Consider the following 26,137-nt stretch of genomic DNA (forward strand, 5'->3'; position numbering starts at 1 on the left):
ATCCTTGATCGATTTTGCTTAGCTGTCAATAAGATTTCTCTTAGCCAAACTTCACTTCAATCACTTCCTGTTCACCGAGTCCTGCCACGAGTCCTGCATAGGTTTTCACCGAGCCATTAGCTTGTTCTCGCACTTCTACTCGGTGCTTATCATGGGAAAAGACCTTCGGCTCAAACGTAGTAGTATGTACTGGAATCGAATATTCCAATTCCCCGGTAGTCTGATTATAGACTGAAACCAAAGGGTTATCAACACCTTCCAAATTCAAGGTTTTCAAAAATCCCACAGCCTTTCTGGCGTAATTGTCCTGCTGGGTCACTGTCAGCGGCCAACCCTCATATTGCCCAGTTGGGTTGGAAATAGGATCAACATTTCTTGGCCAGCATTCGATTTTCATCGTGCGATCCTTCTTATCAAACGTAATGATTCCATAGCCTGTCCCTCTATCGTATATCCTGGCTGGTTCAAAACCAGATTTGTAAGGGTTGGCGACGGCCATGATAGTCATCTTGTTTCCGAAGCCATCCTCGAAATCTCCTGTATTTTTGGCCCCCTGCCTGAACGGCTCATGACCCTCTGGGACTTTTGGCCACCAGCGTCTTGGCCAGAGGTTGTTCAGAGCCGGACCGGCAAATGCATATCCAGCATCTCGGAATTCCTCCACTCCATACTGAACTGTACTCGCCAAATGCTGATCTCCAGCGATGTGCAATGCAAAGGCTTTACGGATAATTCGAACTGCTTCATCCCTACCTTTTTGTGGCCAGCCATTCGAATCCATATCTGTGGTAGGTGCGTCGCCAGTGACATATTCACCTTTTTCAGGAGTAGGCAAACTAGGCACTATGCTATCAATAATGCTTCCTTCGGGTAAAGTAGCGACCGTACAAAAATTTGTCTGCGACAAAACAGCCTTCATCTGTACTCCTGAATTCCATTTTTCTGACCAATCCTGAAGAAAATCAAGTTGTCTTTTCCCTAACAGCTCAGCGTCAATATCGTAATACTTCTTAATATCAAATTCGGGGTTTTGGATAAAGCCATTCATAACCTTGGCTTCTTCAGGCAAGACGTTTTTCGGTGCAGACTTGAATTTTCTATCCTCCAAAATAGCAAAACTCACTCCCCCATATTCCCAATCAGTGTAATAGACATTGATCCCCTGCTTCACGGGCGTAGGATCGTGGGCGTCTGGCAGATGGCTTGTCTGACAATTTTGGACCATGTTTACCCATTCGGCAGGCATTTTATAGCCACCTTGATCTTGTGCTACGTAACCCCAACCTTCATCCGTAGGAGCATGCGCGCCGCTTTCACCCCAGACGTTGCCATGATAGACATCGTGATCATCAGGAATAATAGCAGTAGGAATCGTCCTAAAGATATCGCGGTAAGACCACCCGAACATATACCATTTGTGCAGATAGTCTAGGTAAGATTTCTCTAACGGGCTCGTCTGTATTCCAAAGCCTCCAGTGCCTTCATAAAACTGGTCTCCTAGGAAAAAAGCCATCTCAGGTTTATGTTTTACCACGTGATTTACCACCTCCTGATCCGGAAAACCATGGTCTGCATTGCAGCTGAAGACAGCGACTTTTAATGGTTCATCGGTCTTAGGCTGCGCGGCGATTTCCCCGTAATAAAAGAACTCCTGGTTAGTATCCTTCAGCGGAATGTCTATTCGGATTCGATAAGGAATCATTTTTTCATGATTCCAATCCTCTATTTTAAAATTTGCGATCCTACCGTTCGGATCGAGTACCGTAATTTGCGCGGTTTCCCAAGTAGCTCCAGGTTTGATTTGAAAAGCTACTTTTAAACCAGTAATCTGCTCTAAAGGTGCAAGTTGTGCGGTGAGCTTTAGGGTATTTTGATGTAAAGTATATTGAGCAAAAAAGATAGGGCCAAAAACCTGATCAGGGGATTCTACGATTTTCTCTCCTTGAAAAACCCAATCAGAAAATGCAGCTAAACTGGTTAAATCCTGATTTTCCTTTGGGCAATGAGAAACCAAAGCCAGATTGCCTTGCAGATCCTGATGTTCAATCCCTTCAGAAGTTAATGCGATGGAATCACCTTCGTTCGATCCTGACAGGATCAAGGAATATTTCCCCTGAACAAAGGTGCTTTTTAAAGTAAGTGATATTGGTGCGGATAAATCCAACTTTTCATCACTTAGCTTATCGCCTATCATCAGTTGCCCAGATCCGGTAATCCCAACGTCCAACCCTTTTCCAAATACAGCTGCCGAACGGTAATCGGCAAAAATTCCCTTCGCTCCCAACCTAAAACCAACATAAGCCCCGCTGATTCCTTTCAAACTTAGATTTTTCCAATCAATAGTCACTGACTGCTGAAAGTCCTTCTTCTCCTCGCCCAACTGATGGGTAAGAATGTGCAAAGCTCGATTGGGTGCTGAGATGTTACATTCGGCTTTTCCTCCAATTATCTCCCAGTCCTGCAGTCTATTGCCCCAAAATTCTGGGCCAATCCACTTCATATCTGGCCAGTTTTCCCAGTTGCTCTTGAATCCCGCCTCTTCTGAGCCCAGAAGTTTTTTGATACTAGTGAATCCTTGAGAGAAGAAAAATGGCGTGGAAAAGGTGGTTAAAGCCATTGCCTTGACAGCAGATCTGCGTTTCATAAGTCTGAGAAAGTGGTTAAAAAGTAAATTTGGGCAATTTGCCCTAAATACCAATTAAATTAGGATAAATGGCTGACATACTCGATGGAAATATTTTAGGCTGCATTTCTTAGACCTATTTCTGTCGAGTTTTCACTTAGAACTCATACTAAAAGCTAAACGAATAAAATAAATAGAAAGCCAATGAACTCTCATCCATTGGCTTTCTATTTCTTACTAGGCAACTTCAATTACCCAATGATATTTGCATCGTCATCCCATTGAATAACGGTACCACGATCCGCCATTTTGAGGTATTGAGGAATGTATTTTTCTTCCAATTTTACGCCGTGCTTTTCCATTACTTCCTGAGGAACTCCATCCCAAGCATTAGGCTGGTTACCTACATAGCCTATGTATTTCCAACCCTCAGGAGTAGAGAAATAACCTGAGCACGTGAGGTTGCGAAGCATGTTGAACCAGCGAACTGCTCCTTCATATGCTGGGGTAGCTTTATCCGGCCATGCCACTTCATCTACGATGGTAATGACTTCAGATTCGCTTAGCGCATTGAATGACTTGCCAAATTTCTCATCTGCTTCGAAATCTAACCACATCAATCCACCACGCATGGGTGTCTGGTAGTAAGGCATATCCTTCATGATAAATTCCATAAAATCAACCACGCCCACCTCAGTAGCTGCTGGAGATTCGTCGTCTTTCGGCATGATAATATCCACTAGAGTGCTTAATTTTTTACGCTCTTCTTCAGTGAAAAACGTTTCTGAAAGTAACTCTTGATCACGTTCCTTCTCCTCTTGTGTCCTGCCTCCAATAGTGCCTCCAGCCAATAATGCATTTACTGGCAAAGCCTGCTCTTCAGGAGAACAACCTGCCAATAATAAACCTGTACCGACCGAGCCGGTAAAGAGTAATTTGAGATTTTCTCTTCTATTCATGGTTTAAATGTTTTTCTTATTCAATTCAGAAACAATGTAATCGGAAGTTCTCCATGCCAAAGCCAAAATAGTCCAGGTTGGATTTTTATCAGCCTGAGACACAAATGGACCTGCATCCACTACGAACAAGTTGTCGCAATCATGTGCCTGACAGTTTGAATTTAGTACGGAGGTAGCTGGGTCATTACCCATGCGAGTGGTACCCACTTCATGAATGATTCTTCCTGGTGCTAAAAGGCCATACTTAGTTTCAGGACCTGGCTTTGAGCCAAGCAAAATTCCTCCTGCTTCAGTTAGGATTTCTTCGAAAGTATCATGCATGTGTTTTGCCTGCTTTACCTCTTGATCAGTCCAGTTGTAATTGAATCTCAAAACAGGAATTCCATATTTATCCACCGTATTTGGATCAATCTCACAGTAATTATCAATCATAGGGATACTTTCTCCTCTACCGGACATTCCCATAGTAGAGCCATAGAGCTTCCTGATATCTTTTTTGAGACCCGTGCCGTAGCCTCCATTTGGACTAGGTGCGCCGAATTCGTCCGTGATGTATTTTCTCATAGAGTCCATACTTCCTCCTGTACCATAGGCAGGTTGGCCCATTCCACCCCAATACTCGATATGATAGCCTCTGGCAAAATCCAATTTCTTATTATCTCCCCACCACGGCGTGTACATATGCAGCCCACCTACACCATCTTCATTGTATCGCTCACGACCCATCAAGCTAGGCACGATAGCCATTCGATCTGTTCCGGTGGAATCATGGAGGTATTTGCCTACCATTCCCGAGCTGTTGCCTACACCATCCGGATGTGATTTAGACTTGGAATTCATCATAATTCTCGCTGATTCACAAGCTGATGCACCTAGCACAACTACTCTAGACTTCAGTTTGTACTCCTTCATATCCTCTTTGGAGACAAAAGATACGCCTGTTGCTTTACCACTTTCATCTGTGGTCACTTTCCTTACCATGGAGTGGGTGTAGAGGTCAACTTTACCTTTTTTCATGGCCGGGTGAACCAAGCACGTTCCAGCTGAGAAATCTGCATATACTTGACAAGCTCTGTTGCATTGACTACAGAAAAAGCATACTCCTCTTTCCTTGCTGATAGGTCTAGTCAGCATAGATAAACGGGATGGAATCATAGGAATTCCCACTTTATCTGCTCCTTTTTTCATGTAAAGTTCATGTAGTCGGGGCTTAGGAGGAGGAAGGAAAAAGCCATCCGGCTCATTATAAATCCCCTCTTTGGTACCAAATACACCGATCAACTTATCTACTTTGTCATAATACGGCTTCAAATCATCGTACCCAATAGGCCAATCATGCCCCAACCCATCGATACTCGCGCGCTTAAAATCATTAGGCCCAAAACGTAAAGAAATACGGCCCCAGTGATTCGTTCTTCCGCCGACCATCCTGGATCGGAACCAGTCAAACTGAGTTCCATTTTTTCTAGTGTAAGGCTCTCCATCGATATCCCACCCACCAATGGCTGCGTCAAAATCGCCAAAAGGTCGGATCCTCGTGCCGGCGCCTCTACGTGGTGACTCCCACGGTGGTCTTAGCTGCGTACGATCTTCCTCTTTGGCTGGGTCAAAATCGCCACCCGCTTCTACTACAGCAACAGAAAGTCCTGCTTCTGAGAGAATTTTGGAGGCCATCCCACCTCCTGCTCCTGAACCTACGATAATAACGTCATAGGCTTCACCAGAATTTTTGATTTGAAAACTCATTGGATAGAATTTTATTTTTTGAAGTGAATACGTGATTGAAAGAGAAAATCAGAGTAGCACTGCCCTCTATTCCATTTCTACCAATCCTAAATAAACACAATTATTTCTTTAGAACCTTTCAAAAATTCCGGGTTCAAAACCGCTACACTTTCTAAAATCAAAAAATCCCATCGAATCTAAATTTGAAATAGCCTTGGAATATGCAGAATCTTAATTCTACTGGGCATGGAAGCTCTTCTTTGGCTTTTGATAGATAAGATGATAGTTTTTGATAAATGGATTCTAATTGGTTTGAGTACATATTGACTAAAAATATCTTGCTCTTGCCTTTTAAATAAAATCCTGATTTTCTGATCTCCATTTTTGTAAGATTCGCGGAATTCAATAAATCAAAACAGGATACTACGACATACCTTCTTGCAAGGTGTAGGCTAAATTCGACAAGCGAGAAAACCATTTATCACGGATTCACTATTAATAAAACTCCAATCCTAAACTCCAGTCTCTGCGGTCTAGAAACCAATTAAAATGCAAAAAACACTACTTACCCTTTTAATCTCATTTTTTATCACGGCTATTTTTGCTCAATCAGGAGTAAAAGGAAAGCTTATTGACCAATCTGAAAACAACCCACTGGAATACGCTAGTGTGTCAATATATCTTCTCAAAGACAGCACCCTAGTGTCTGGAGTGGTGACAGGTCAAGATGGACTGTTTGTCGTTGAAAATCTAAAACCAGGCGCATACTACCTACTTGCTCAATTTCTTGGCTACACCACAAAAACAATTTCAGGGATTTCTATTTCGAAAAATCAACTTCAGGATCTGGGTACAATTTTTTTAAGCCCCGATCAGCAGTTACTCAGTGAGGTGGAGGTTTCTGGAAAGAAATTCACTACGATGAATAAGGTAGATCGCCTGGTATATACTTCTGAGAACTTTCTCACAAGTCAAGGAGGAACAGCTACAGATGTATTAAGAAATCTCCCTTCTGTCAGTATCGATGGTCAAGGGGAAATAGCTGTTCGGGGCAGCAGCGGATTTGTGGTTATGATCAATGGCAAACCTACGCAATCAAGCCCCGAAGCGTTACTTTCCCAACTTCCTGCCAATGCACTAGAAAGCATAGAACTGGTCACCTCTCCCTCAGCCAAATACGATCCGGAAGGCAAAGCTGGAATCATCAATATCATTACGAAAAAAGGCGTCACTGACGGAACATTCCTACAAGTAAACGCAAAAATAGGAGCGCCAAGCATTCAGCCATACGACAATCTAGACAATCCGCAGCGCTATGGGGCTGATTTCACGCTGAACCATAAAAAAGCCAAATGGGATCTTTCTCTAGGCGGTAACTTCCAACGAAATGATACTAATGGCCGCAGAGAAGGTGAAGTCTATACCATTAGTGGAGATACTACGACTTATTTCCCGTCGGACGGTGAAAGAAGCACTGATGCCAAAACCTACTCTGGAAGATTCACGCTGGGATTTACACCTAATCAATCGAATGATTTTAGCCTGGGTTTTTATGCTGGGAAAAAGACTGCGGATCGAACGGCTGACATACTTTATTACGACAATCACGCCGTAGTGAATGGAGAGCGGCTTTATACGATGCAATACTATAATGAAAACCTTAGAATTCGCCGAGGAGACTTCGTACTTGGCAGCTTGGACTACGCCCATATTTTTCCCAACCAATCTCAGCTTTCAGGCTCTTTTCTCTATGAATACACCATGCTAGGCGGGCCTACTACTAATCGCAATTTGGGCTACCCCGACACCAGTATTATTTATCAAGACGAGTATAATACCAACGACAACCCTCTGCATGGAACAAGGTTTCAGGTTGATTATCAAGCAGCGCCTAAGCCCTTTGGAACATTGGAATTCGGCTATCAATACCGATTCCTGAATCATACCGGCGACTTCGTTTATGAGCGAAAAAACAATGAAACGGGTGAATTTGAATTGGTTCCGGAGTTCTCCAGTACAGTTGATTTGAACAGAATTCTGCATTCCGCTTATGGGCAATTAACAGGCACTAAAGGTAAGTGGAGCTACTCAGCGGGCGCAAGGCTAGAAATCATGGATAGAACACTGGACTTGACTGACAAAGCCGGGACAGTAGATACGACTTACTTGTATGATTTTGTGAAGCTATACCCTTCAGCAAGTCTGCACTATTCGTTGAATGATGAACTGCAACTCAAGACTTCTTACTCTCGACGCGTAGAAAGAACGACTACTTTCAAGATGAATCCATTTCCGGAGCGAGAGCATTCCGAAACGTTAGAGCAAGGTGATCCTACGCTTTTGCCTGAGTTTGTTGACTTGGTGGAATTAGGTGTGGTTAAAAACTTTGGGGACAATTTATTTACAGCTACTTCCTATTTCAGGAATGTACAAAACCTGGTGAACCGCGTCAATACCGTATATAATGACACTATCTTAAATAGAATTTACTCTAATGTGGGAACTGGGAAATCGATTGGTTTGGAAGCAGGTTTGGAGCTGAACCCTACCGATTGGTGGCAGATTTTCGCTGGCGCAAATGTGTATCATTATTCTATTAAGGGAGAATTTGACAACCAACCTATTAATACCGAAAGCTGGATTTACTCTATCAATGCAAACACCAGCTTTAACTTCGGCAAAAACTGGGAAGCTCAGTTGGCTGTAAATTACCTTTCTCCTACCAATACCGCGCAAGGAGAAGATTCACGCTTTCTTTCACCTAACATGAATATCAAGAAAACCTTCTTGGATGGAAGACTCAGCGCAACTATGCAGTGGCAAAATATCGATATGGGACTACTTCCTACAAATGAGCAACGAATCACTACATGGCAAGAGGGTGAATTTTACACCACGACCAATTATGTCTATGAGGTCGATGTGATACAACTCAATATTAGCTATACGTTCAACAAGCTGAAAAACAACTCCAAATTCATCAAGAGTGAGTTTGGCGAGCAGGAGTTTTAGGTAAAAATCAAACTGATAAACAGTAGCGAAGCGTGCTATTGACCCGTAATGGAGAAAACTGTTGTTATGAAAAATTTCTTTGGTCTCTTTTTGACACTATTTTTAGTCACAGCCTGCATCGACGATCCAGATCCTGAAGGCATTTTGATTCGCGTCGAAAATGCCTCCTCTGTAGATTTTAAGGATATCAGGATAAGCTCTGGATCCACACCTGTAGAATTTAGTGATGTCAAAGCTGGTAAAAAATCAGAGTATAAAGAATTTGAATCTGCCTATCGCTACGGATTCGTAAGCCTACTAGCCAATGGTACAGAATTGAGAATTCAGCCTTTTGATTACGTAGGAGAGACGCCACTTTCCAAAGGCTATTATACTTACAAGCTCGATATAGATGATTCAAATCCTGACAATATATATTTACTAATGGAACTGGTAGTAAAGAATTAGAGTTATCGAACTCATTTTCAAGGAGATTGAAATCAAGGCAAAAAACCATCAAAAATTTCTTTATTTTTTTTCGATTTGATTTAGCAAAAAGTGTTTGCCAGAAGTAAATTTTGCTACATTTGCATCCGATTCAAGAACAAGTCGAGAGTCAAAATTAAATAGTTCGGGGTGTAGCGTAGCCCGGTATCGCGCCACATTTGGGATGTGGAGGTCGTAGGTTCGAATCCTGCCACCCCGACTTTATAGCTTCTGATTAATTTCAGAAGCTTTTTTTGTGCTCATTATTTTTCCAAAAATCTTTAGGCTCTAAATGCTTACTGTATTTTCTTCCTCATCTAACAATAGGCTACATTTCGTTAGCGAATAGCTCAATAAAAAAAGAGCTACCTCCCCAAGATGGATAGCCAATTTTGCTAAGTGAAAAATGACCTTGCCCATTTCTTTTCGTTTGGTTACATATTCGTCATCCAAAGTCACAAAACATCTCCTTAAGCGCTTTCCAATTAGATGAATTCTGCAAGTAGCGCTCTCTTTTCTTTAACAAATAGGATTGAATCTAATTCTCCCTGGTCTGTGTCCTCACCGACCACTCCCTCGAATACCGAATCCACACCAAATAGGATTGAAACAGAACTACCTATAAGTTTTTAACTGAAAAATTACCTGCTAGTATCGCCAACTTAAACGCTTCTCTTAGCGCTTTTTTGTTTGATGAAATTTTGATTGAGGAAATAATTCAAGTTGCAAAAAAAGCAGGGCTAACTTCCCCATGTACCTAGACCATCGGGTTAAATCAGTTTGCATTTCAGTGCCTAGTTTTTCCCTAAAATGCTATCGATTTCGACATTTCTAAAAGCAAATCAATTCCACCGGTTTACTTTTTAGTAAGAAAACCTGTTAGCAAAAATCCAACAAGGAAAATCGTCATGGTCCCCATTACGATCGTCAGGTTGGTATGCAGCGTATTCTGAAATCCTTCCAAACTAGTCCCTTTCCATAAAACCGGAGAAAGACTCATCCATCCGATCACCACCACGCCGCATAGAACACCAATCGCTGCTGCTTTGCTCGTGGCTTTTTTCACCACAAAGCCTAATAAGAACAAACCTAAAATCCCTCCACTGAAAATAGAGGAAAGAGCCCACCAAGCTTCCAAAGCACTGGTCACACCATTGAAAGCGAGCGCTACCATAATCGCTAATCCGCCCATCACAAAAGAGCTCACCCGCAAAACACGCAAAGATTCTGCTTCAGTGGCATGAGGATGAATATATTTCCGATAATGATCTGAGAGAAATACCGTAGCTGAGCTATTGATACTGGTAGATACCGTACTCATGCCTGCGGCAAAAATAGAAGCAATCAGAATCCCCGTCACCCCTGTAGGTAGTCCTGAGACAATGAAATAAGGAAACACCTTGTCAGCATTCTCTGCCAGCCGTAATTCTGCCGGTAGCAAGTCCGGAAAAGCCTGATAGTAGGAAAACAGGGCCGTCCCTATAAAGAAAAAAAGCAAGGAAACCGGAACGTACAGCAGACTCCCCAACCAAGTGGATCTTACCGCTTCTTTTTCTGTTTTGGCAGTGATGTACCGCTGAACATAGCTTTGATCAATCCCAAAATTCTGAAGATTGATGAATAAGCCATATATCAAAATCATCCAGAAGGTGGATTCCACAAAGTTGAAGTTGAAACTTCCCAGACTAAATTTATCTGCCTCGGCAGCGATGGTAATAACTTCTCCTGGGCCATTCGGCATGGCAAATAAAATCACTACCAAGCAAAGTAACGCCCCTCCTATCAGCACAATTCCCTGAATCGCATCCGTCCAAATCACCGCTTCAATCCCTCCAAGCATCGCATAGACTATCACTGAAATCCCCGTGCAGCTAATAATCATCGGAATACTCCAGCCAAATAAGGCATTCATAGGAAGTGCCAACAAATACATAATCGCACCCATTCTAGCGAGCTGTGTAAGTAAATAACAGATCGAAGCATAGATTCTCGCCCAAGATCCGAAGCGGGTTTCCAAATAATAATAGGCAGACTCGCTTTTGAGATTTCTATACAGTGGCACGAAATAGTTAACTGCTATCCACGCTGCAAAAGGAATAGAAAGACTAAACACAAAGCCATTCCAATTGGACAAATACGCATTTCCAGGCAAAGCCAAAAAACTGATACTACTTACAAACGTAGCAAAAATTGACATCCCAATCGCCCAACTCGGAAGCCTTCCCCCACCCGTAGTGTATTCTAAGGCAGTTCTTTTCCGGAAGGAAAAAGAAATCCCAAATCCCACGATCGCGGCCATGTAAATTAAGAAAACGACTAAATCTATAATTGGCAAATCCATGTGGGTTTAGGTGTTTTAGGGTGTAGGAGAAATCAGCTTTAGATTTATGATTTTACGAAATCTTGCCACTCAATTAATAAAATTCTTAATTGATAATGACTACGATTACACAAGCTCATTCTCTTTCAACATCACTTCAATCTTCTCAACTCTTTTTCTCAATTCCGCCTCTTCCTGGGCTGAAAAGATATACAATGGAGATGCAAAAGCTGCCTGACATAGACCTGCAAAGGACATCGCTGTTTTCAATCCTTTCAGATAGCTGGACTTATAATCACCGACCTGGTAAATATTTCTGCTGATTTCCATCACGCAGGCGTGCAACGTTTTAATTTTCTTAAAATCCCTATCTACCACCGCAGTGTACAGCGCCACATAAAGTTTCGGGTAAAGATTTGCTCCACCGGAAACCCCACCATGACTGCCCATCAGAACCGTTTCTGCCATCATCTCCTCTGGGCCTACCATCAACATGAATTCCTGTTGATCCTGGAAAGCGTGGCAAAGCGATTGAAAATAAACTCCATGTGCAGAGCTGTCTTTCAGCCCAATAATTCGCTCATGTGCTGAAAGTTTGATGACCGTAGCTAGGTCCAGCGTAAGCTTGGTATGAGAAGGCATATTGTAGAGATACATAGGAAGGGATATCGCATCAGCCAACTTTTCATAATACACACAGAGCTCTTGCTGATCGATATTCATGTAAAATGGTGGAGCCACTACCACCGCATAGGCTCCAGCACTAGCTGCAAAAGCTGCCAAAGAAATGCTTTCCTCCAAGGCTACATCCGTGATTCCAACTAGAATAGGCACTCTTCCGGCCACGCGATTACACGTCTCTACGATAAGTTCTCGACGTAGATTATAGCTCAATCCCGAAAACTCACCCGTAGTACCGAGAATAAATATCCCGTGAACTCCACCAGAAATCAGGTGTTCAATCAGTTTTTCCACGCTTTGAATATCCAAAGATCCATCAGTATTCAAGGGCGTGATCATGGGCGGGATAATTCCTCGAAGTGGAATTCTATTTTTAGATGAAATCGACATGTTAGGAGTTGAGTAAGGTGGAGAGATCTACGGTATATATCTGGAAAAAGAAAGTAGCATTTTGGTAAACTTTGCGGTTATAAGCGAGCAAGTAGCCGGTGTTGGACCAGTTAATATTGCTCAATGCTTGAGCGGAATCTGTGGGCGCAGTCAAAACCAACTGAGTTTTTCCATTGGCCACAGCAGTTACATAGATAGCCTCATTTGACCCATACGCGAGATATTTACCATCTGAACTGAGCGCAAAACCAGTATCTGCAGAAAAGTTATTCGCTGTGATAGCTTTGACTTCACCTCCATTTGGAGAAACAGCACAGATCTGAAGGATTCCTGCATCGTCTCTTTGGTAAAAATAAATCTCAGATCCATCGGGAGAACTTCGGATCCATTGCCGGGGACCTTGCACTCCAGGGTTTTTCTTCGTCGTGGTAAATGTCAGCCTGCGTTGTTTCACACCTTTGGGAATAGTAGGCAGTATCATTCTATTTCCAGCCTCCACAGATCCCCTCAGACTTTGAAAATCATCAGGAATATCAGCAATGAATACTTCAGTCACTTTCTCACCAGAAGCAGAAACCACATCTCCCAAAAATGCCAACGCATATTTTTGAGTAGTACCAGCTGCAGTAATATAGCCTGAGTTCCCTACCCAACCCTCTTCATAAGCCTTGCTAATAGTATCTGATCCAGGCTCAGGATTAGGATAAACTTCCGCCAGCAAGATGGCGAAACCAGCGCCATCAAAGTTCTCTGCATCCACTTCTCCATGGATTTTCACACCTTGTCCAACCAGAAATGCTCCCACCGTGCGCAGGTCCACGATGGCGGGATTTGTTTTGGACTCCTGTTCTAAAATAGCATCGTTATAGGTAAAGCTAACCAACTGTCCATCTGCGCTAAAGGAATAAGCATGCGAACCTCCACGTAAGGATCCAGCTGTAAGAGGTTCCCGCACATTCCGAGCTTCTAAGGGTATCGATTTTTTGGCATCATCCAGATCTCTTAGCATCGCAAATCTTCTGGTGAATCCATAAGGAGTTTGCTCCGAGGCATTCCTTAATCCATGAATAAAAACCACTTGATTTTTGATAGGATGAAAACTTGCAGCTCCTACACCTGGCCCAAAAACAGTTTGGTTATCTAGCTGGTAAATCATTCGAATAGTTTTTGTTTTCACATTCACTAGCTGAATGGCGCCATTCTCCCCGATCTTCGTTTCGTCATTTCTACTGTCAAAGACGAGCCATTGATCATCCCGAGAAAAAGCCTGACGCTGATTCAAAAAGTGACCGCTTGCTACATTGGTCAGTTGGACTTCATGTATTTCTCTGGAAAAAGAATCACTGCTCATGCTTGGAGTCTTGGTATTGCATTGTACAAAAATTAAAAACAGTAGAGGAACTAGCCTTGAATTCAACATTGCTATGAGGGATAATTGCCCTTGCTGAACAAAAAGTCCATCTGTCGAAGAGCATAGTAATCCATACTTAGTGACCAGGTGAGAAGGAGACTGTCTCTTACCTGTTGTTTTTGATAAAGCCACTTTGGAATACGCATTGGATGAATTCAAAAACAGATGATTGGTACAGATACGCTTTCCAGTGGTAATCTTAACAAAGGCAGAGATCAATTTCCAAAAGTCATTGAGGTGACATTTCGTTGGAAAAGCTCAATTCATTTTGACCCTAGAAGTATTGACTCTGCCGTTGTTTGGTTTATTCCTTTACTGGTTAAATTTTATCCGGCACCTCAAATCCGGGCCTGTATTCTCGAGTCAGCATCTTGTCTGCCTCGGGGTCATTGACAAAGGTCTCCGATTTAGGATCAAAGTCCAGCACGCGTCCAAGTCGGTAAGCTATATTACCCAAATGAGCCAATCCAGAAGAAAGATGGGCAGTCTCTACCGGGCCATTGAGAATAGACTTATCATGTGCTCGAACAGCCTCTATGAAGTTGGTGAAATGACCATCAGTACCTCCGGCTCCCCGATCCATGCCTGAAGCTGCGGCTCCCCCATCGTCGCCGGATATTCCCGGCGTACGGTCATTTCCTAAGTAGGTCTTGAATTTATCATAACCATCGACCACCAGGTAGCCTTTATCCCCATAGAAAATATTACCCACTGTCGCACCGTCCTCTGTATTGGTGTACCAAGGCCTAACTTCGAATTGGATGATTTTATCTTCATCAGGGTAATTATAAATGGAAGTCAGCACCTCAGGTGTCTCTTTGCTATCTTTCCAAAGGTATTTGCCACCCATAGAGGTGATCTTGGTAGGAAAACCTACATCCAAACCCCACATGCAAAGGTCCGTCTCATGAATTCCCTGATTCCCTACATCTCCATTGCCATAGTCAAAATGCCAATGCCAATTGTAGTGAACTAAATCATGGGTAAAAGGTGCCTTAGGTGCAGGCCCAGTCCACAAGTCATAATCCAAACCTGCTGGTACGGGAGATGGGCCTTTGATACCAATATCTCCACGCATTCTAAAAACTAACCCGCGAGCCATATAAACTCTTCCAATATAACCTTCCCGCATCAATCGGATCGCTTGCTGCACCGCTGGAGAGCTACGAAGTTGTACTCCATGCTGCACGATTCGATCGTATTTTTCTGCTGCCTCTATCATTCTTCGACCTTCGGAAATATTATGGGAGCCTGGTTTTTCTACATAGACATCTTTCCCAGCCTGACAAGCCCAGATCGTAGCCAATGCATGCCAGTGATTTGGGGTAGCTAGACTGACTACATCGATATCTTTATTGTCGAACACTTTTCTCAGGTCTTGCTCCAGCGCTACATCTGTTCCGTATTTTTCCTTAAATGTCTTCTGCCCGGCAGTCAACAAGTTCATGTCAGGATCGCAGAGCGTAGTGACCTGCACATTATTTTGAGCCATAAATCCCTGAATATGACTCTTGCCCCGTCCATTGATTCCCAGTACAGCGGCATTGATTCTGTCATTCGCTCCAAAAGCGGAGGCGGGAATAAAGGTAGGCAGCACCAAAGCTGCCGATCCAGCAATTGCTGTCTTTTTGATGAAAGTTCTTCTTGATGGTTCTTTGCTCATAATCTTAGGCTGTTAGGGGTTTGGTTGTAGGATCATACTCAGCATTTTTGCTGGAAACACAATCTGCAACTTTGATCTCAGAATAGAAAGTAAAAAATGATAGGATGTTTGGTAAATACTGGCAACGGTCTATCAAAATGAACACAAAAGCAAAGGAGACTTAGTAATTATTTCAAGTATTCAGTAATTGAATAAATTATTCCTAAATGAACTTCTAACTTAGCCCGAACAACCCATAATCATTTCCCCCTATTCAAAATGTTTGAAATTGAGCAAATAGACCATGTTTTAATCATCATCCCAACAGGAACCCGAGAAGAGGCGAAACGCTTCTATGTAGAAAAACTTGCTTTAAAAGAAATTCCGGGCGATCATCCTAGCGGTGCGATTTGGGTATGGATGGGAAACATAGAATTGCATATTCGTGAGGAAGACGTGCATCAAAGCAATTCGGCAAGACACGCTGCATTTGTGGTCAAAGACCTCAAGGCGATCAAATTATTCTTGCAACAAGAAGCTATTGAAATCAGCTTTTCCTCAGCGATAGAAGGCCGCGACCGCTGCTTTTTTCGAGATCCCTGGGGAAATAGATTTGAGTTGATTGAATTTGATTAATTGATTCTTGCCTTACACTATCGAGGATGATAGTAGAGAACGCATGAATCAACTCCTAGCTTTTCCCCTTAAATCAAAAATCCTCACCCTCAGTGCAGAGAAATAGCTGTTGTGTTTTTGGAGTTTGAGTAGTAGGAGGCAATTACAAAAGCTAGACCTACGGGGAGAAAAATAGTAAATCCCAGAATGACTAGCGGATAAAATGGAAGTAACCCCAGCGAATTCCAAAGCAAAATCCCTTGCAAAAACAGGACTAGCTCGGTGGAAACGAACCCGAACATAAGCATCCATAACCCCGCTTTGGAAACTTTATTGGCTGGAATAAGACCAAACCGCAGGCATACACCTAAGCAGGTTAAGGTAAATACACCCAGCATTATTAAATGAATAAAACCGATAAAAAACTGGCGGATTTCAGCCGAGGCAGCTAAAAAAGAAGGAAGTATTAGCGTGAATTGAATTCCCGTTTTGATCAATAGAGACAGCAAACCTACGTTTATCAAGACATCGCTCAGGTCTGCTTTTTCATGTTTTAAATTCATCCATTTTTTCACGACTGGAAGAAATATTTTCCCAAAAACTAACAGCTGAATCACCACACCTATTCCATTGAGGTAGTTAAGTATGGGAATTGGATAGGACCAATACGCAGGCAAACCATAGGTGAGCACAAGGGAAAGTTGCAATAACCAGAACTCAGCGTTCCGGACAATCAGCAGAATCCCTTTTCTCTCTAGGGTCAAAAACAGAAATACCAACACCGAATATACAAACCAACCATTGAACTGTAGGTGTAGGAAAAACTCTATGCTGGCGAAATACAAGGGATCGAGTTTGCCGAAATTCACAATCACCACGGGCAAAAACCAGACGCCAATCGTAGAGATAATCATCCAAAAAATCGCCCATTTCCCAAATACATAAGCCGTTTTGTTCGGAAGTTTATTGAGATCATAGAATAGCAAATAGGCAATTCTGTAAGCAATCAACAGGTGTGCGGTAAGCAATGAAATACTCAAAATCGTGTACCCATTCACCACAAAGGCAGCTGTCATTAATAAACTTACCAGGACATTGGTCAACAAAAGCCTGCGATAAGCTTTTGGGTGGCGGAGATGCGGAGATAGAAAAAAGATGAAAAGTGTACAAATGACCGTAAATCCCCACCCGAGCATGGCAAGATGAGAATGCGCATGAAGCACATGGGTATATTCGTAAAAGGGTAACTCGACCACCCAAAACAACCGCATACTTGCTCCCAACAGCGCTGAGATCAAAAAGAGCCAAAGCCCCCAGCGTACATAACTTTTTTCAGGTGTTGGAAATTGAGCAGAAGTTTTTACCGAATTCATGGATGAAGAGTAATTACTTGAGAAAGCAAAACTAACTTTATCACGTGAAAAACCTTGAGTAAATAAGCTAGATAAAAAGTAAGCTTTTTCTAATATCGCCTAATTTTCAAAGGCTATCAATCAAAAAATACACCCGTTTAAAACGAATGTTCTGCTTACTTCGCATAATTTTTACTTTCTTCGAAGATCTAAAAAAGCCCAAATCTCACTAATAATTAAAAACTGTTAGTTTAAAAACACACTATGAACGAAATTATAGAATCAATAAATGCGGTCGTTTGGAGTAACGCACTAATTTTTCTTTGCCTGGCTGCCGGAGTTTATTTTTCATTTGCTACTAAATTTCTTCAAGTCACTTATTTGAAAGAAATGGTCACGCTCCTTTTCAATGGAGAATCATCCGAGAAGGGAGTATCCTCCTTTCAGGCATTTGCCATAGCGATCTCAGGAAGAGTAGGAACCGGAAACATCGCAGGCGTAGCTACTGCTATCGCTATGGGTGGCCCTGGAGCCATCTTTTGGATGTGGGTGATTGCCTTTTTGGGCGCATCTTCGGCATTTGTGGAATCTACGTTGGGTCAGATCTACAAAGAAGTAAACGACGGAGAATACCGTGGTGGTCCTGCCTATTACATAGAAAAAGGCATTGGCAAAAAGTGGTATGCCATGTTGTTTGCCTTTGCTACCATCCTGGCTACGGCGGTTTTCATGCCAGGTGTACAGAGTAACAGTATCGCCTTAAGCGTGGACAATGCCTTCGGAATTCCAGTGATGTACACCGGGATTGTCATTACAGCCTTGATGGGGTTGATTATCCTTGGAGGGGTAAAAAGAATCAGCAAAGTAGCTGAGGTAGTTATTCCATTTATGGCTGGAGCCTATATCCTGATGGCGCTGATCATTATTTCAATCAATATCACTGAAGTGCCAGCTGTTTTTGCTTTGATCGTCAAATCTGCCTTCAACCTAGAGGCAGCATTTAGTGGCGTCTTTGGTATGGCTATCGCATGGGGAGTCAAAAGAGGTATTTACTCCAACGAGGCAGGTCAAGGAACTGCTCCGCATGCAGCAGCTGCAGCTGAAGTGAGCCACCCTGTGAAACAAGGATTGGTACAGTCTTTTTCTGTGTATGTGGACACTTTGTTTGTCTGTACTGCTACAGCTTTGATGATTCTCTTCACTGGGCAATACAATGTAGTGAATCCCGAAGGTGGCTTTATAGTCGAGAATCTTCCGGGCGTGGCATTCGGGCCAGAGTACACACAGTTTGCTGTGGCATCTCAGTTTCCATCTCTTGGAGCAGGTTTCATTGCAGTTTCTCTATTGTTTTTCGCCTTCACCACGATCATGGCATATTATTACATCGCTGAAACCAACCTTAGCTATTTGATCAGAAACACCACTAATAAATGGGCTATATGGGTCCTTAGACTTGCAATATTGGTAGCCACTTTCTACGGAACGATCAAAACTGCACAGATGGCTTGGACCATGGGTGATATAGGCGTGGGCTTGATGGCCTGGCTGAATATTATTGCAATTATCCTGCTTCGAAAGCCAGCTTTCAAAGCGCTGAAAGATTACCAGCGTCAGAAAAAAGAAGGCAAGGATCCTGTGTTTATTTCCAAGGATGCAGGGATTGATAATGCTGATTTCTGGGTGAAAAAGAATTAGATAATTTAACCGCAGTGTTCGCAGAGGACAACGCGGAGGACACAATCAATTTCTCAAAAGAACATATAAAGCCGGCAAACTAATTTGTCGGCTTTTTTTGAATTTATTTAACCAATAGCAGTAATTTGTTTTGAAGTATTACCCGTAAGACATTGAGCACTAAGGTATCAAAGAAATGAAAATTAACAGCGAACGAACAGTCAGCATTTTTGAGGGAGGTAAAGAAGGTTGGGAAAGTTCAGGCGAATTCAGAAAAAAAATCCATCAACTGAAGAGACAGATACAGGATAAATACAAGCCTGAATTGTCATTGGAGAAAAATTGGTTCAAGCGCTTGATCCTCAAAACTCGTATATGGCTGGAAATCAAGAGAAATATCAGTGCAATGAAGTCAGGTAGAAATCTTCATATTTCAATCTAGAATAAAATGAGAATTTTCTGTCAAGTAATGAATTAAAACTATGAAAACTCTAAAAACCCTCCTCACCTGCCTCTTTCTGCTCACAATTCTAGGATGTGAGGATGATTCTGATCCCTCCGTTATTTCAGTGGAAAAATATGTAGAGTTATTAAAGCAAGGAAAGTACACTGCTGACCAGTTGCCAGATTTTTCTTCTAGTGACATACCAGCACTTCTAGCTTATAGAAATGAAAGCCAACCAATCAAAGACTTTCCTGTCAATACGCTTTCATCCTCATTGACTTTAGAATGCTCATTAGGCATGTATGTTCTATGGACCATCGAATCTGTCCGAGCTCGCGCTACAAACTCTCAATTCCTCTTTCAAACCTTCCCATCCCAAAATCCAGTTGTAGAAACTAAGGTAGATTTTGGATGGATAGAACAAAGCGATGCTGTTCGTGCAACAGTAGCTCAATCCTACTTTGACTGGTGGGAGAACAACCAAGATAAAGGCTTCGAAAATTTCAAAGCAATTGATCCCTTACTTTCTACTGAATATCGCTGGCATTAATTTGACTACCCTATCAACCATGTAGTTTGAATTTCGAAATCTGTCATAATTCCCGGGTAGCTGAATCAAAATACTTTTCCTTCAACCAAAACGACACTCGAACTAGCAGAATCAGCGCGGGAACCTCCACCAATGGCCCAATAACTCCGGTAAATGCTTGGCCTGAATTCAATCCAAAAACTGCTATCGCCACAGCTATCGCCAGTTCAAAGTTATTTCCAGCTGCTGTAAATGCCACCGCAGCAGACTTATCGTAAGTTCCTCCCATGGCTTTTGTCAAGAAGAATCCAATCACAAACATCAACGCAAAGTAGATCAGTAGCGGAAGCGCGATTCTCACTACATCCATAGGAATCTCCACAATGAGCTCACCCTTCAACGAGAACATCACCACAATCGTGAAAAGCAAAGCCACCAAAGTCATGGGTGAAATCGCCGGAATAAAGGTGTTATTGTACCATTTCTCACCTTTTGATTTCACCAAAATAACTCGACTCAAAATCCCCATCAAAAATGGAATCCCCAGGTAAATCGCTACACTTTCTGCTATAGTCCCAATTGATATATCGACTATCGCTCCATCAAAACCGAAATACGGAGGAAGAATTGTAATAAATATCCAGGCATAAAAGCTATACGCAAACACCTGAAAAATACTGTTCAGAGCCACCAGCCCTGCTCCATATTCACTGCTTCCTTCCGCCAGATCATTCCACACCAACACCATCGCAATACACCTCGCCAAGCCAATCAAAATCAATCCCACCATGTATTCTGGATAGTCATGTAAGAAAATGAGGGCTAAGCTAAACATCAAAACCGGGCCGACTATCCAGTTCAAAACCAACGAGATAGAAAGAATTTTAACATTCTTAAAAACTTTGGGCAATAGCCGGTAATCTACCTTTGCCAATGGCGGATACATCATCAAAATCAACCCTATAGCGATGGGAATATTCGTAGATCCTACGCTGAATGAATTGATATATGTAGAGCTGGATGGAAAGAAATAACCAATCCCCACTCCTACGATCATCGCAAGGAAAATCCATACGGTCAGGTATTGATCTAAGAAGCTTAATTTTTTATGAGCCATGATTAGTGAGCAATGGAAATACTAGCAAAAACGTAGCACATTTCAGACGCGATTTGCATGGAACGTTCGTCGTATTTGTCTGCCTCTTCCGGCGTATCGTCAAATGCTTTTGGATCTTCAAAACGCACCGGAATCCGACATTCTGTGCCAGGTATAAAAGGACAGTTTTCATCGGCATGCAAGCAAGTCATCACCGCAGCAAATTGGGTGGAGCGATTGATAGGATCATCAAAAAGCTTAGAAAAAGCCACGATCGGATCAGCTTCATTTGAGTGAAACACGAAATACTTTGGGTTTTCTTCACCTTTTTTACTTACTCTAAATCCGCTTCTTTTGATGGATTCAACCGCTCGCTCATTGAAAGCTGTCACTTCTACCCCACCTGAAAAACAGTGGGCAGGTACTCCAAAATAATCGGCAGCAGTCTGCGCCCAGATCTGAGAAAACTGACTTCTCCTAGAATTATGAGTGCAGATGAAGTTCAGATTAAGCGCTTCGTGAGCATCCACTTTTTGCTGAATGTAGTCGATAAGCACGCGCAAGATTTCTTTTCTTTCATCTGAAATGGGAAGCTGCCGCGCTTTCTCCATAGTTTCTGCCAATGCTGGCAGCAATTCAATTTTTTCCGTGTTCATACGAGATGGGGTGGAAATGAATTAACAACAGCCAGAACCAGGGACACAAGATTCCTCAGAAGCTTTCAAAACAGAAAGCCTAACTTTTGGCTTGTGCTCGGGAATTCCACATTTCTCCTTGGCCAAACAATCTGTTTGCTTGTTAGTCAAAAGGAAGTTTTTGCCATCAAAGTCCAACCCAAACTTCCCAATTGTTTCTGCCTGATACTCCACTTCTACTTCCAGATCTTCCAGTTCCAGCACTTTTTCAGAAAGCTCTATAATGTGAACCAGCTTCTCAGGATGAAGCCTGTGATTGTAGTCATCCGCATTCCAAAGTTGGAAGTTCGCAACATTCTCAGTTCTCACTGTCCCACCACAATCAATAAAATGTTTGGTGATTTTGCCTACTTCAGTGACGTGAAAGTGAGTTGGAACCAAGTCTCCATTAGGAAGTTGGAAAGCTATATTGTCCAATTGGTTCAGGGCTGATTTTACTTCAGATATTTTCATAGTTCTATTAGGTTTAATGTGATTATAAGCTTTAAATGGGTACATTTTTTTAGCAGCACTCTCCCTTTGTTGTTACTTCATGGTCAAAAAAATCATTGAGAATTTGCTTCATTTTGTTCCAGTTTTCCCTGTGAATACAGTAGCAGACGCTCGTTCCTTCTATATTTCCTTTGATCAGTCCGAGTTGCTTTAACTCCTTGAGATGCTGAGAAATAGTGGGCTGCGCCAAACCGATCTGTGTGACCAGGTCCCCACATACGCAGGTGTCCATCTGAAATAAATGCTCCAGAATAGCCACTCGAGCTGGGTGAGAAAATGCTTTTGCAAAAAGAGCTATCTCATTTTGCCTTTCAGTAAATAACTCAGATTTAGTAAGTCCCATGATTAACCATTGTTTCATTGCAATATTACGATACAAGACTTCTAATTTCAACTTTCTCCTAGAAAAACTTCTGCTTGACTCCAATTGTATGATCTAAATCAACTTATCAGTGCGAACGATCCCTGCCAAAAATCGGTTTTCTCCCCGATCCCAAGGCTGATTTTATCATTGGAAAAATATCAATCCTGAATCCTTGGCTATAGAAATGAATGATCTTTACTTTAGCGATTGGGATTACCCATCCTTAAAATCCAGGTAAAGAAAAAGGTGTTACCCTACACAACTAAATCAGAATTCTACCCAAGAAAACTTCAACAACAAATTCATTCAGAACCATCCTATGCAAAACAAGAAACTCACAGACTTCATCAAATTAGTACTAGAAAATATGCCTGATGACTGGTTGAAACTGACCACTCATAGGCTGGACATTTACGATGAACAACTGGCCAAAACTGAGTTTCTCGCTCAAATAGAAAACTTTTTTACGTCTGGTTTTCCAGCACAGGATCAAATCAACAAGACATTAAGTGACATGCCCACGGCATACGATTACATCAGACTGGGACATCCCCTCTCCTGTATTTTGGAGTGGGCACTAGCCAAATCTGCCTCCCTTCCTGCCGATCATGTCATCAGTTTTTCTTCTTACACCATGCCTCTGATGGCAGTATTGAGAAAAAATCTACTTGGGAAAAAAGCTACCGAAATCTTCTATTCTTATCAGTTACCGGCATCATTTGATGAGGAGCTTGTAAGAAAAGTTTACGGGTATCAGTTCCAAATGACTTGGGTAGAAAATGAGGAAGAGCTCCATAAAATCATGGCTGCTTCACAAGATACATCGGCTACGAAAAGCACAATTTTCATTTCCGAAAATTCAGTTTCTCAGGAAAATAAGCTACCAACTGGAATTGATTTTTTCCTCAATATCTACCCAGATAAGGGGAGTGTAATGCTGGTAAATGGAGATCAAAACCAAGGTTATATTTCAGAAATACAGCATGTCAGAAGACGGGAGACCATAGCCATGACGCCTTCCAACTGCCTCAGTGCTCTGCATATGCTGATAGGTCAGAACGACCAAAAGCACCTAGAAACTGATTCTGAAACTGACAAAAAAGCGGTTCTCGAATCTATCAAACAGATAACTGGAACCACCGCCACTCCTCTGGTGGCTTCGAGCGGACTTTCCATGCAGTATGCGATTATGATGGGACTCATTGACGAGGCTCAGCAAAAGCACCCCTCCAAGAAAATTAGGTTTATTGTACCTCCTAATTGCTACGGAGGAACCAACGATCAAGCACGTCGGGTGGCTGCTTGCCTGCCCGATGTGGAAATCGTTGATTTGTTAGTAGATGGGGAAAATGACATGGTGCAAAGCATAAATAGCGTATTAGCACAGCTGGCCACTGAGGATGCAGTTCCTTTTATCATCGCCGAAATCCCAACCAACCCAAGGGTGGAAGTTCCGGATCTTTTCAGTTTGAAGGAAGCGCTTAGTGCTTCGCGCAAAACAGAGACAGGTGAAAATGCAGTGGCCCCGGTTTTCATTTTGGATCAGACGTTTTGCCCGGATTTCAGCTTTCTGGGAGAGGGAAAAATCCTCTCTACTGTAAAGGCTATTTCCTATGCCAGCGGATCCAAATTCCCCTCTGGAGGAAAATGCACCGCAGGCTATTGTGTGGCAAATTCGCTTGCGGAGGAGCTATTGCCAAAAATAGAAACTCACCTAAACCTCTGCGACAATGAAGCCACATCACTGCAATATGCCCATTTGGCTGAGCAATTACCATCCATGAATCAGCGAATCGAGGACGCCTACGTCAATACCAGAGAGTTTGTGAATTTCATCCGTGAAAGCTTACCTGCTGCCAAAATCAACTTTGTGTCCGAAGAACTGGCAGAGCTGGGTTTCAAACCTTCTGTTTTTTCCCTCGATCTACCTACCAAAGGAGAAACTGCTCAAGAACAAGAAGCTTACAAAAGAGCGCTCAATCTAAAATTGATCAATAAGATGATCACTGAGATTCCCGATGAAAGCAAATACTGTGTGAGCTACGGACAGCTGAAAGGATGCTATTGGACTATCCCCGCCACTTCTACTCAGGGCACGACTAAGGAAGGGGACAAGGATTACATCATACGGGCTGCGCTTTCACCAAAATTGGATCTGGAGCTTCACAAAAAAGTATTTCGAGAATTCGTAGAGGAGCTTTAAAGAAGGTGAGTTTGGGGATTTTTTTCCAGATGGTAAAAGTCCCTTGCTCAGCCAATCATCTACCCTCTAAATGCCTAGAAAAACTACGCGGCATGAATTCTATAGGTAATCAACTCTTACGAAGTGATGGTTCTTTCCTGATATAAAACCAGACAAGTTAAAAAGTCCTTTAGATAGCATGCCCGAAGTTTCTTACCCAAATTCAAGGTATTTCAAACCAGCTTCAACTTAGCTTGTTTACTTATCTCAGACTTCCTGTTAAATATTGCCCGCGGAACTTTAATCTGGTATTTTAACCAAGGCTTTGCATTGGGATTAGTCCTGAACATCAAAAACAACTAAAAACCAGGTAAATAGCAAGCGGTCCATAGTAGCATTCCGGTAACTAAGCCAATTGCAGCGTAGCAACTAATTTTGAAGTATTTTGGACAGTTAATCAGAGTTCTACAGTAAATGATGGGGTATGAACTCAGGAAAAAATTCCTTAGCTCGGCACAGTCAATCTAATAACTACATGAAAGATCTAGCAAAGAAAATAGTTTTAATCACTGGAGGAGCTTCTGGAATCGGCAAAATAATGGCTCGGCTGATGCTTGAGCGGCAGGCGAGAGTGGTGATCTGGGACATTAGTCAAGAGGCCATAGATGCCACTATCGCTGAATTTTCCAGCAAAGGTTCAATCGCTGGTTACCAAATCGATGTGTCTAAGGTAGATCAGGTAAGTGAAACCGGGAAGAGGGTGAAGCAGGAAATCGGCGTGGTAGATGTGCTGATTAACAATGCAGGAATAGTGGTAGGTAAGTATTTTCATGAGCATTCAGCAGATGACATCTCCCAAACGATGGATATCAACGCCAGCGCACCTATGCAGGTCACCCGGGAATTTCTAGGTGGAATGATCACCAAAAACGCAGGTCACATTTGCAATATCGCTTCTTCAGGAGGGCTCATCTCCAATCCAAAAATGTCCATCTATGCTGCGAGTAAGTGGGCGATGATAGGCTGGTCGGATAGTTTGCGGTTGGAAATGAAACAACTCGAAAGAAATATAACCATCACGACCATTATGCCTTACTACATCAATACCGGCATGTTTGATGGCGTAAAATCAAGGTTACCCATACTAAAACCCGAAGCAGCTGCACTTACCATAGTGCAGGCTATAGAGAAAAATACCAGAATGCTGACCATGCCTGGCTATATCTACCGACTAACTCGCCTCGGCCAGGGCTTATTGTCAATTAATGCCTTTGATTGGTTTGCTGGCTCAGTGCTGGGAATCTACAAGACCATGGAGAATTTCGTGGGAAGAAAGAAGTAAGGTTTCATCTCAGTGGAAAAGTTGAGTTTCAAAACGATGAACTACTTTTCATTCCACACATTTGATAAAATAAATTGTCGGTTTTTTGCCAGTAACTTAAGACAAACAATTTAGAATAAGTCT

Annotated in this window: 20 protein-coding genes and 1 tRNA gene; 9 read left to right on the top strand and 12 right to left on the bottom strand. The window is 42.4% G+C overall.

What is annotated here, in order from left to right:
- Positions 1–40: 40 nt before the first annotated feature.
- From ABJH64_RS11510 to ABJH64_RS11520, 3 genes are all read right to left on the bottom strand, one after another.
- Positions 41–2,644 carry an alkaline phosphatase D family protein gene (locus ABJH64_RS11510; protein WP_348276063.1) on the bottom strand — a complete coding sequence of 868 codons (2,604 nt, stop codon included), beginning with the start codon at positions 2,642–2,644 and terminating at the stop codon, positions 41–43.
- 230 nt (positions 2,645–2,874) lie between these two features.
- On the bottom strand, positions 2,875–3,582 hold the full coding sequence (locus tag ABJH64_RS11515; RefSeq protein WP_348276062.1) for a gluconate 2-dehydrogenase subunit 3 family protein: 708 nt from the start codon (positions 3,580–3,582) through the stop codon (positions 2,875–2,877).
- 3 nt (positions 3,583–3,585) lie between these two features.
- On the bottom strand, positions 3,586–5,328 hold the full coding sequence (locus tag ABJH64_RS11520) for a GMC family oxidoreductase (protein WP_348276061.1): 1,743 nt from the start codon (positions 5,326–5,328) through the stop codon (positions 3,586–3,588).
- A gap of 528 nt (positions 5,329–5,856) precedes the next feature.
- Between ABJH64_RS11520 and ABJH64_RS11525 the strand changes: the two genes are divergently transcribed.
- The 3 genes from ABJH64_RS11525 to ABJH64_RS11535 all read left to right on the top strand — a co-directional run bounded on the left by ABJH64_RS11525 (position 5,857) and on the right by ABJH64_RS11535 (position 9,004).
- On the top strand, positions 5,857–8,319 hold the full coding sequence (locus ABJH64_RS11525) for a TonB-dependent receptor (protein WP_348276060.1): 2,463 nt from the start codon (positions 5,857–5,859) through the stop codon (positions 8,317–8,319).
- A 66-nt stretch (positions 8,320–8,385) separates the two neighbouring features.
- Positions 8,386–8,766 (top strand): hypothetical protein, encoded by a 381-nt coding sequence (locus ABJH64_RS11530; protein WP_348276059.1) that lies wholly within the window; start codon positions 8,386–8,388, stop codon positions 8,764–8,766.
- A gap of 164 nt (positions 8,767–8,930) precedes the next feature.
- Positions 8,931–9,004: transfer RNA gene (locus ABJH64_RS11535), tRNA-Pro, on the top strand.
- Between the two features lie 636 nt (positions 9,005–9,640).
- On the opposite strand, the gene ABJH64_RS11540 is transcribed toward ABJH64_RS11535, so the two are convergent.
- The 4 genes from ABJH64_RS11540 to ABJH64_RS11555 form a co-directional block, all read right to left on the bottom strand.
- Positions 9,641–11,125 (bottom strand): sodium:solute symporter, encoded by a 1,485-nt coding sequence (locus ABJH64_RS11540; protein WP_348276058.1) that lies wholly within the window; start codon positions 11,123–11,125, stop codon positions 9,641–9,643.
- A 105-nt stretch (positions 11,126–11,230) separates the two neighbouring features.
- Positions 11,231–12,175 (bottom strand): dihydrodipicolinate synthase family protein, encoded by a 945-nt coding sequence (locus ABJH64_RS11545; protein WP_348276057.1) that lies wholly within the window; start codon positions 12,173–12,175, stop codon positions 11,231–11,233.
- A 1-nt stretch (position 12,176) separates the two neighbouring features.
- Positions 12,177–13,526: a DUF3748 domain-containing protein gene (locus ABJH64_RS11550; RefSeq protein WP_348276056.1), complete on the bottom strand. Its 1,350-nt coding sequence runs from the start codon at positions 13,524–13,526 to the stop codon at positions 12,177–12,179.
- A 379-nt stretch (positions 13,527–13,905) separates the two neighbouring features.
- Complete coding sequence (locus tag ABJH64_RS11555) at positions 13,906–15,249, bottom strand: Gfo/Idh/MocA family oxidoreductase (RefSeq protein ID WP_348276055.1); 1,344 nt, start codon at positions 15,247–15,249, stop codon at positions 13,906–13,908.
- 258 nt (positions 15,250–15,507) lie between these two features.
- On the opposite strand from ABJH64_RS11555, the gene ABJH64_RS11560 reads away from it, so the two are divergent.
- A complete protein-coding gene (locus ABJH64_RS11560) occupies positions 15,508–15,864 on the top strand; it encodes a VOC family protein (protein WP_348276054.1) in 357 nt (118 codons plus the stop codon).
- Between the two features lie 89 nt (positions 15,865–15,953).
- Here the strand turns inward: ABJH64_RS11560 and ABJH64_RS11565 are convergent, their stop codons facing one another.
- On the bottom strand, positions 15,954–17,216 hold the full coding sequence (locus tag ABJH64_RS11565; RefSeq protein WP_348276053.1) for a hypothetical protein: 1,263 nt from the start codon (positions 17,214–17,216) through the stop codon (positions 15,954–15,956).
- Between the two features lie 243 nt (positions 17,217–17,459).
- Between ABJH64_RS11565 and ABJH64_RS11570 the strand changes: the two genes are divergently transcribed.
- From ABJH64_RS11570 to ABJH64_RS11580, 3 genes are all read left to right on the top strand, one after another.
- A complete protein-coding gene (locus tag ABJH64_RS11570) occupies positions 17,460–18,890 on the top strand; it encodes an alanine/glycine:cation symporter family protein (protein ID WP_348276052.1) in 1,431 nt (476 codons plus the stop codon).
- Positions 18,891–19,065: 175 nt separating this feature from the next.
- The gene (locus ABJH64_RS11575; protein ID WP_348276051.1) at positions 19,066–19,311 is read left to right on the top strand and encodes a hypothetical protein; all 246 of its coding nucleotides are present in this window, start codon (positions 19,066–19,068) and stop codon (positions 19,309–19,311) included.
- Between the two features lie 40 nt (positions 19,312–19,351).
- The gene (locus ABJH64_RS11580) at positions 19,352–19,864 is read left to right on the top strand and encodes a DUF4943 family protein (RefSeq protein WP_348276050.1); all 513 of its coding nucleotides are present in this window, start codon (positions 19,352–19,354) and stop codon (positions 19,862–19,864) included.
- 43 nt (positions 19,865–19,907) lie between these two features.
- Here the strand turns inward: ABJH64_RS11580 and arsB are convergent, their stop codons facing one another.
- Genes arsB through ABJH64_RS11600 form a run of 4 tightly spaced genes read right to left on the bottom strand, consistent with a single transcriptional unit; the run spans position 19,908 to position 22,469 of the window.
- Positions 19,908–20,960 carry an ACR3 family arsenite efflux transporter gene (gene arsB / locus ABJH64_RS11585; protein WP_348334475.1) on the bottom strand — a complete coding sequence of 351 codons (1,053 nt, stop codon included), beginning with the start codon at positions 20,958–20,960 and terminating at the stop codon, positions 19,908–19,910.
- A gap of 2 nt (positions 20,961–20,962) precedes the next feature.
- Positions 20,963–21,595, bottom strand: a complete 633-nt coding sequence (locus tag ABJH64_RS11590) for a protein-tyrosine-phosphatase (protein WP_348276617.1) — start codon at positions 21,593–21,595, stop codon at positions 20,963–20,965.
- A 21-nt stretch (positions 21,596–21,616) separates the two neighbouring features.
- Positions 21,617–22,087, bottom strand: coding sequence for a DUF6428 family protein (locus tag ABJH64_RS11595; RefSeq protein WP_348276616.1), 471 nt, complete (start codon positions 22,085–22,087; stop codon positions 21,617–21,619).
- Positions 22,088–22,136: 49 nt separating this feature from the next.
- On the bottom strand, positions 22,137–22,469 hold the full coding sequence (locus ABJH64_RS11600; RefSeq protein ID WP_348276615.1) for a metalloregulator ArsR/SmtB family transcription factor: 333 nt from the start codon (positions 22,467–22,469) through the stop codon (positions 22,137–22,139).
- 340 nt (positions 22,470–22,809) lie between these two features.
- On the opposite strand from ABJH64_RS11600, the gene ABJH64_RS11605 reads away from it, so the two are divergent.
- Together ABJH64_RS11605 and ABJH64_RS11610 are read left to right on the top strand one after the other, a co-directional pair.
- The gene (locus ABJH64_RS11605; RefSeq protein ID WP_348276614.1) at positions 22,810–24,693 is read left to right on the top strand and encodes a cystathionine beta-synthase; all 1,884 of its coding nucleotides are present in this window, start codon (positions 22,810–22,812) and stop codon (positions 24,691–24,693) included.
- Positions 24,694–25,207: 514 nt separating this feature from the next.
- Complete coding sequence (locus ABJH64_RS11610) at positions 25,208–26,014, top strand: SDR family oxidoreductase (RefSeq protein ID WP_348276613.1); 807 nt, start codon at positions 25,208–25,210, stop codon at positions 26,012–26,014.
- Positions 26,015–26,137 lie beyond the last annotated feature (123 nt).

This window comes from Algoriphagus sp., from assembly GCF_039969895.1.
GTDB lineage: Bacteria > Bacteroidota > Bacteroidia > Cytophagales > Cyclobacteriaceae > Algoriphagus.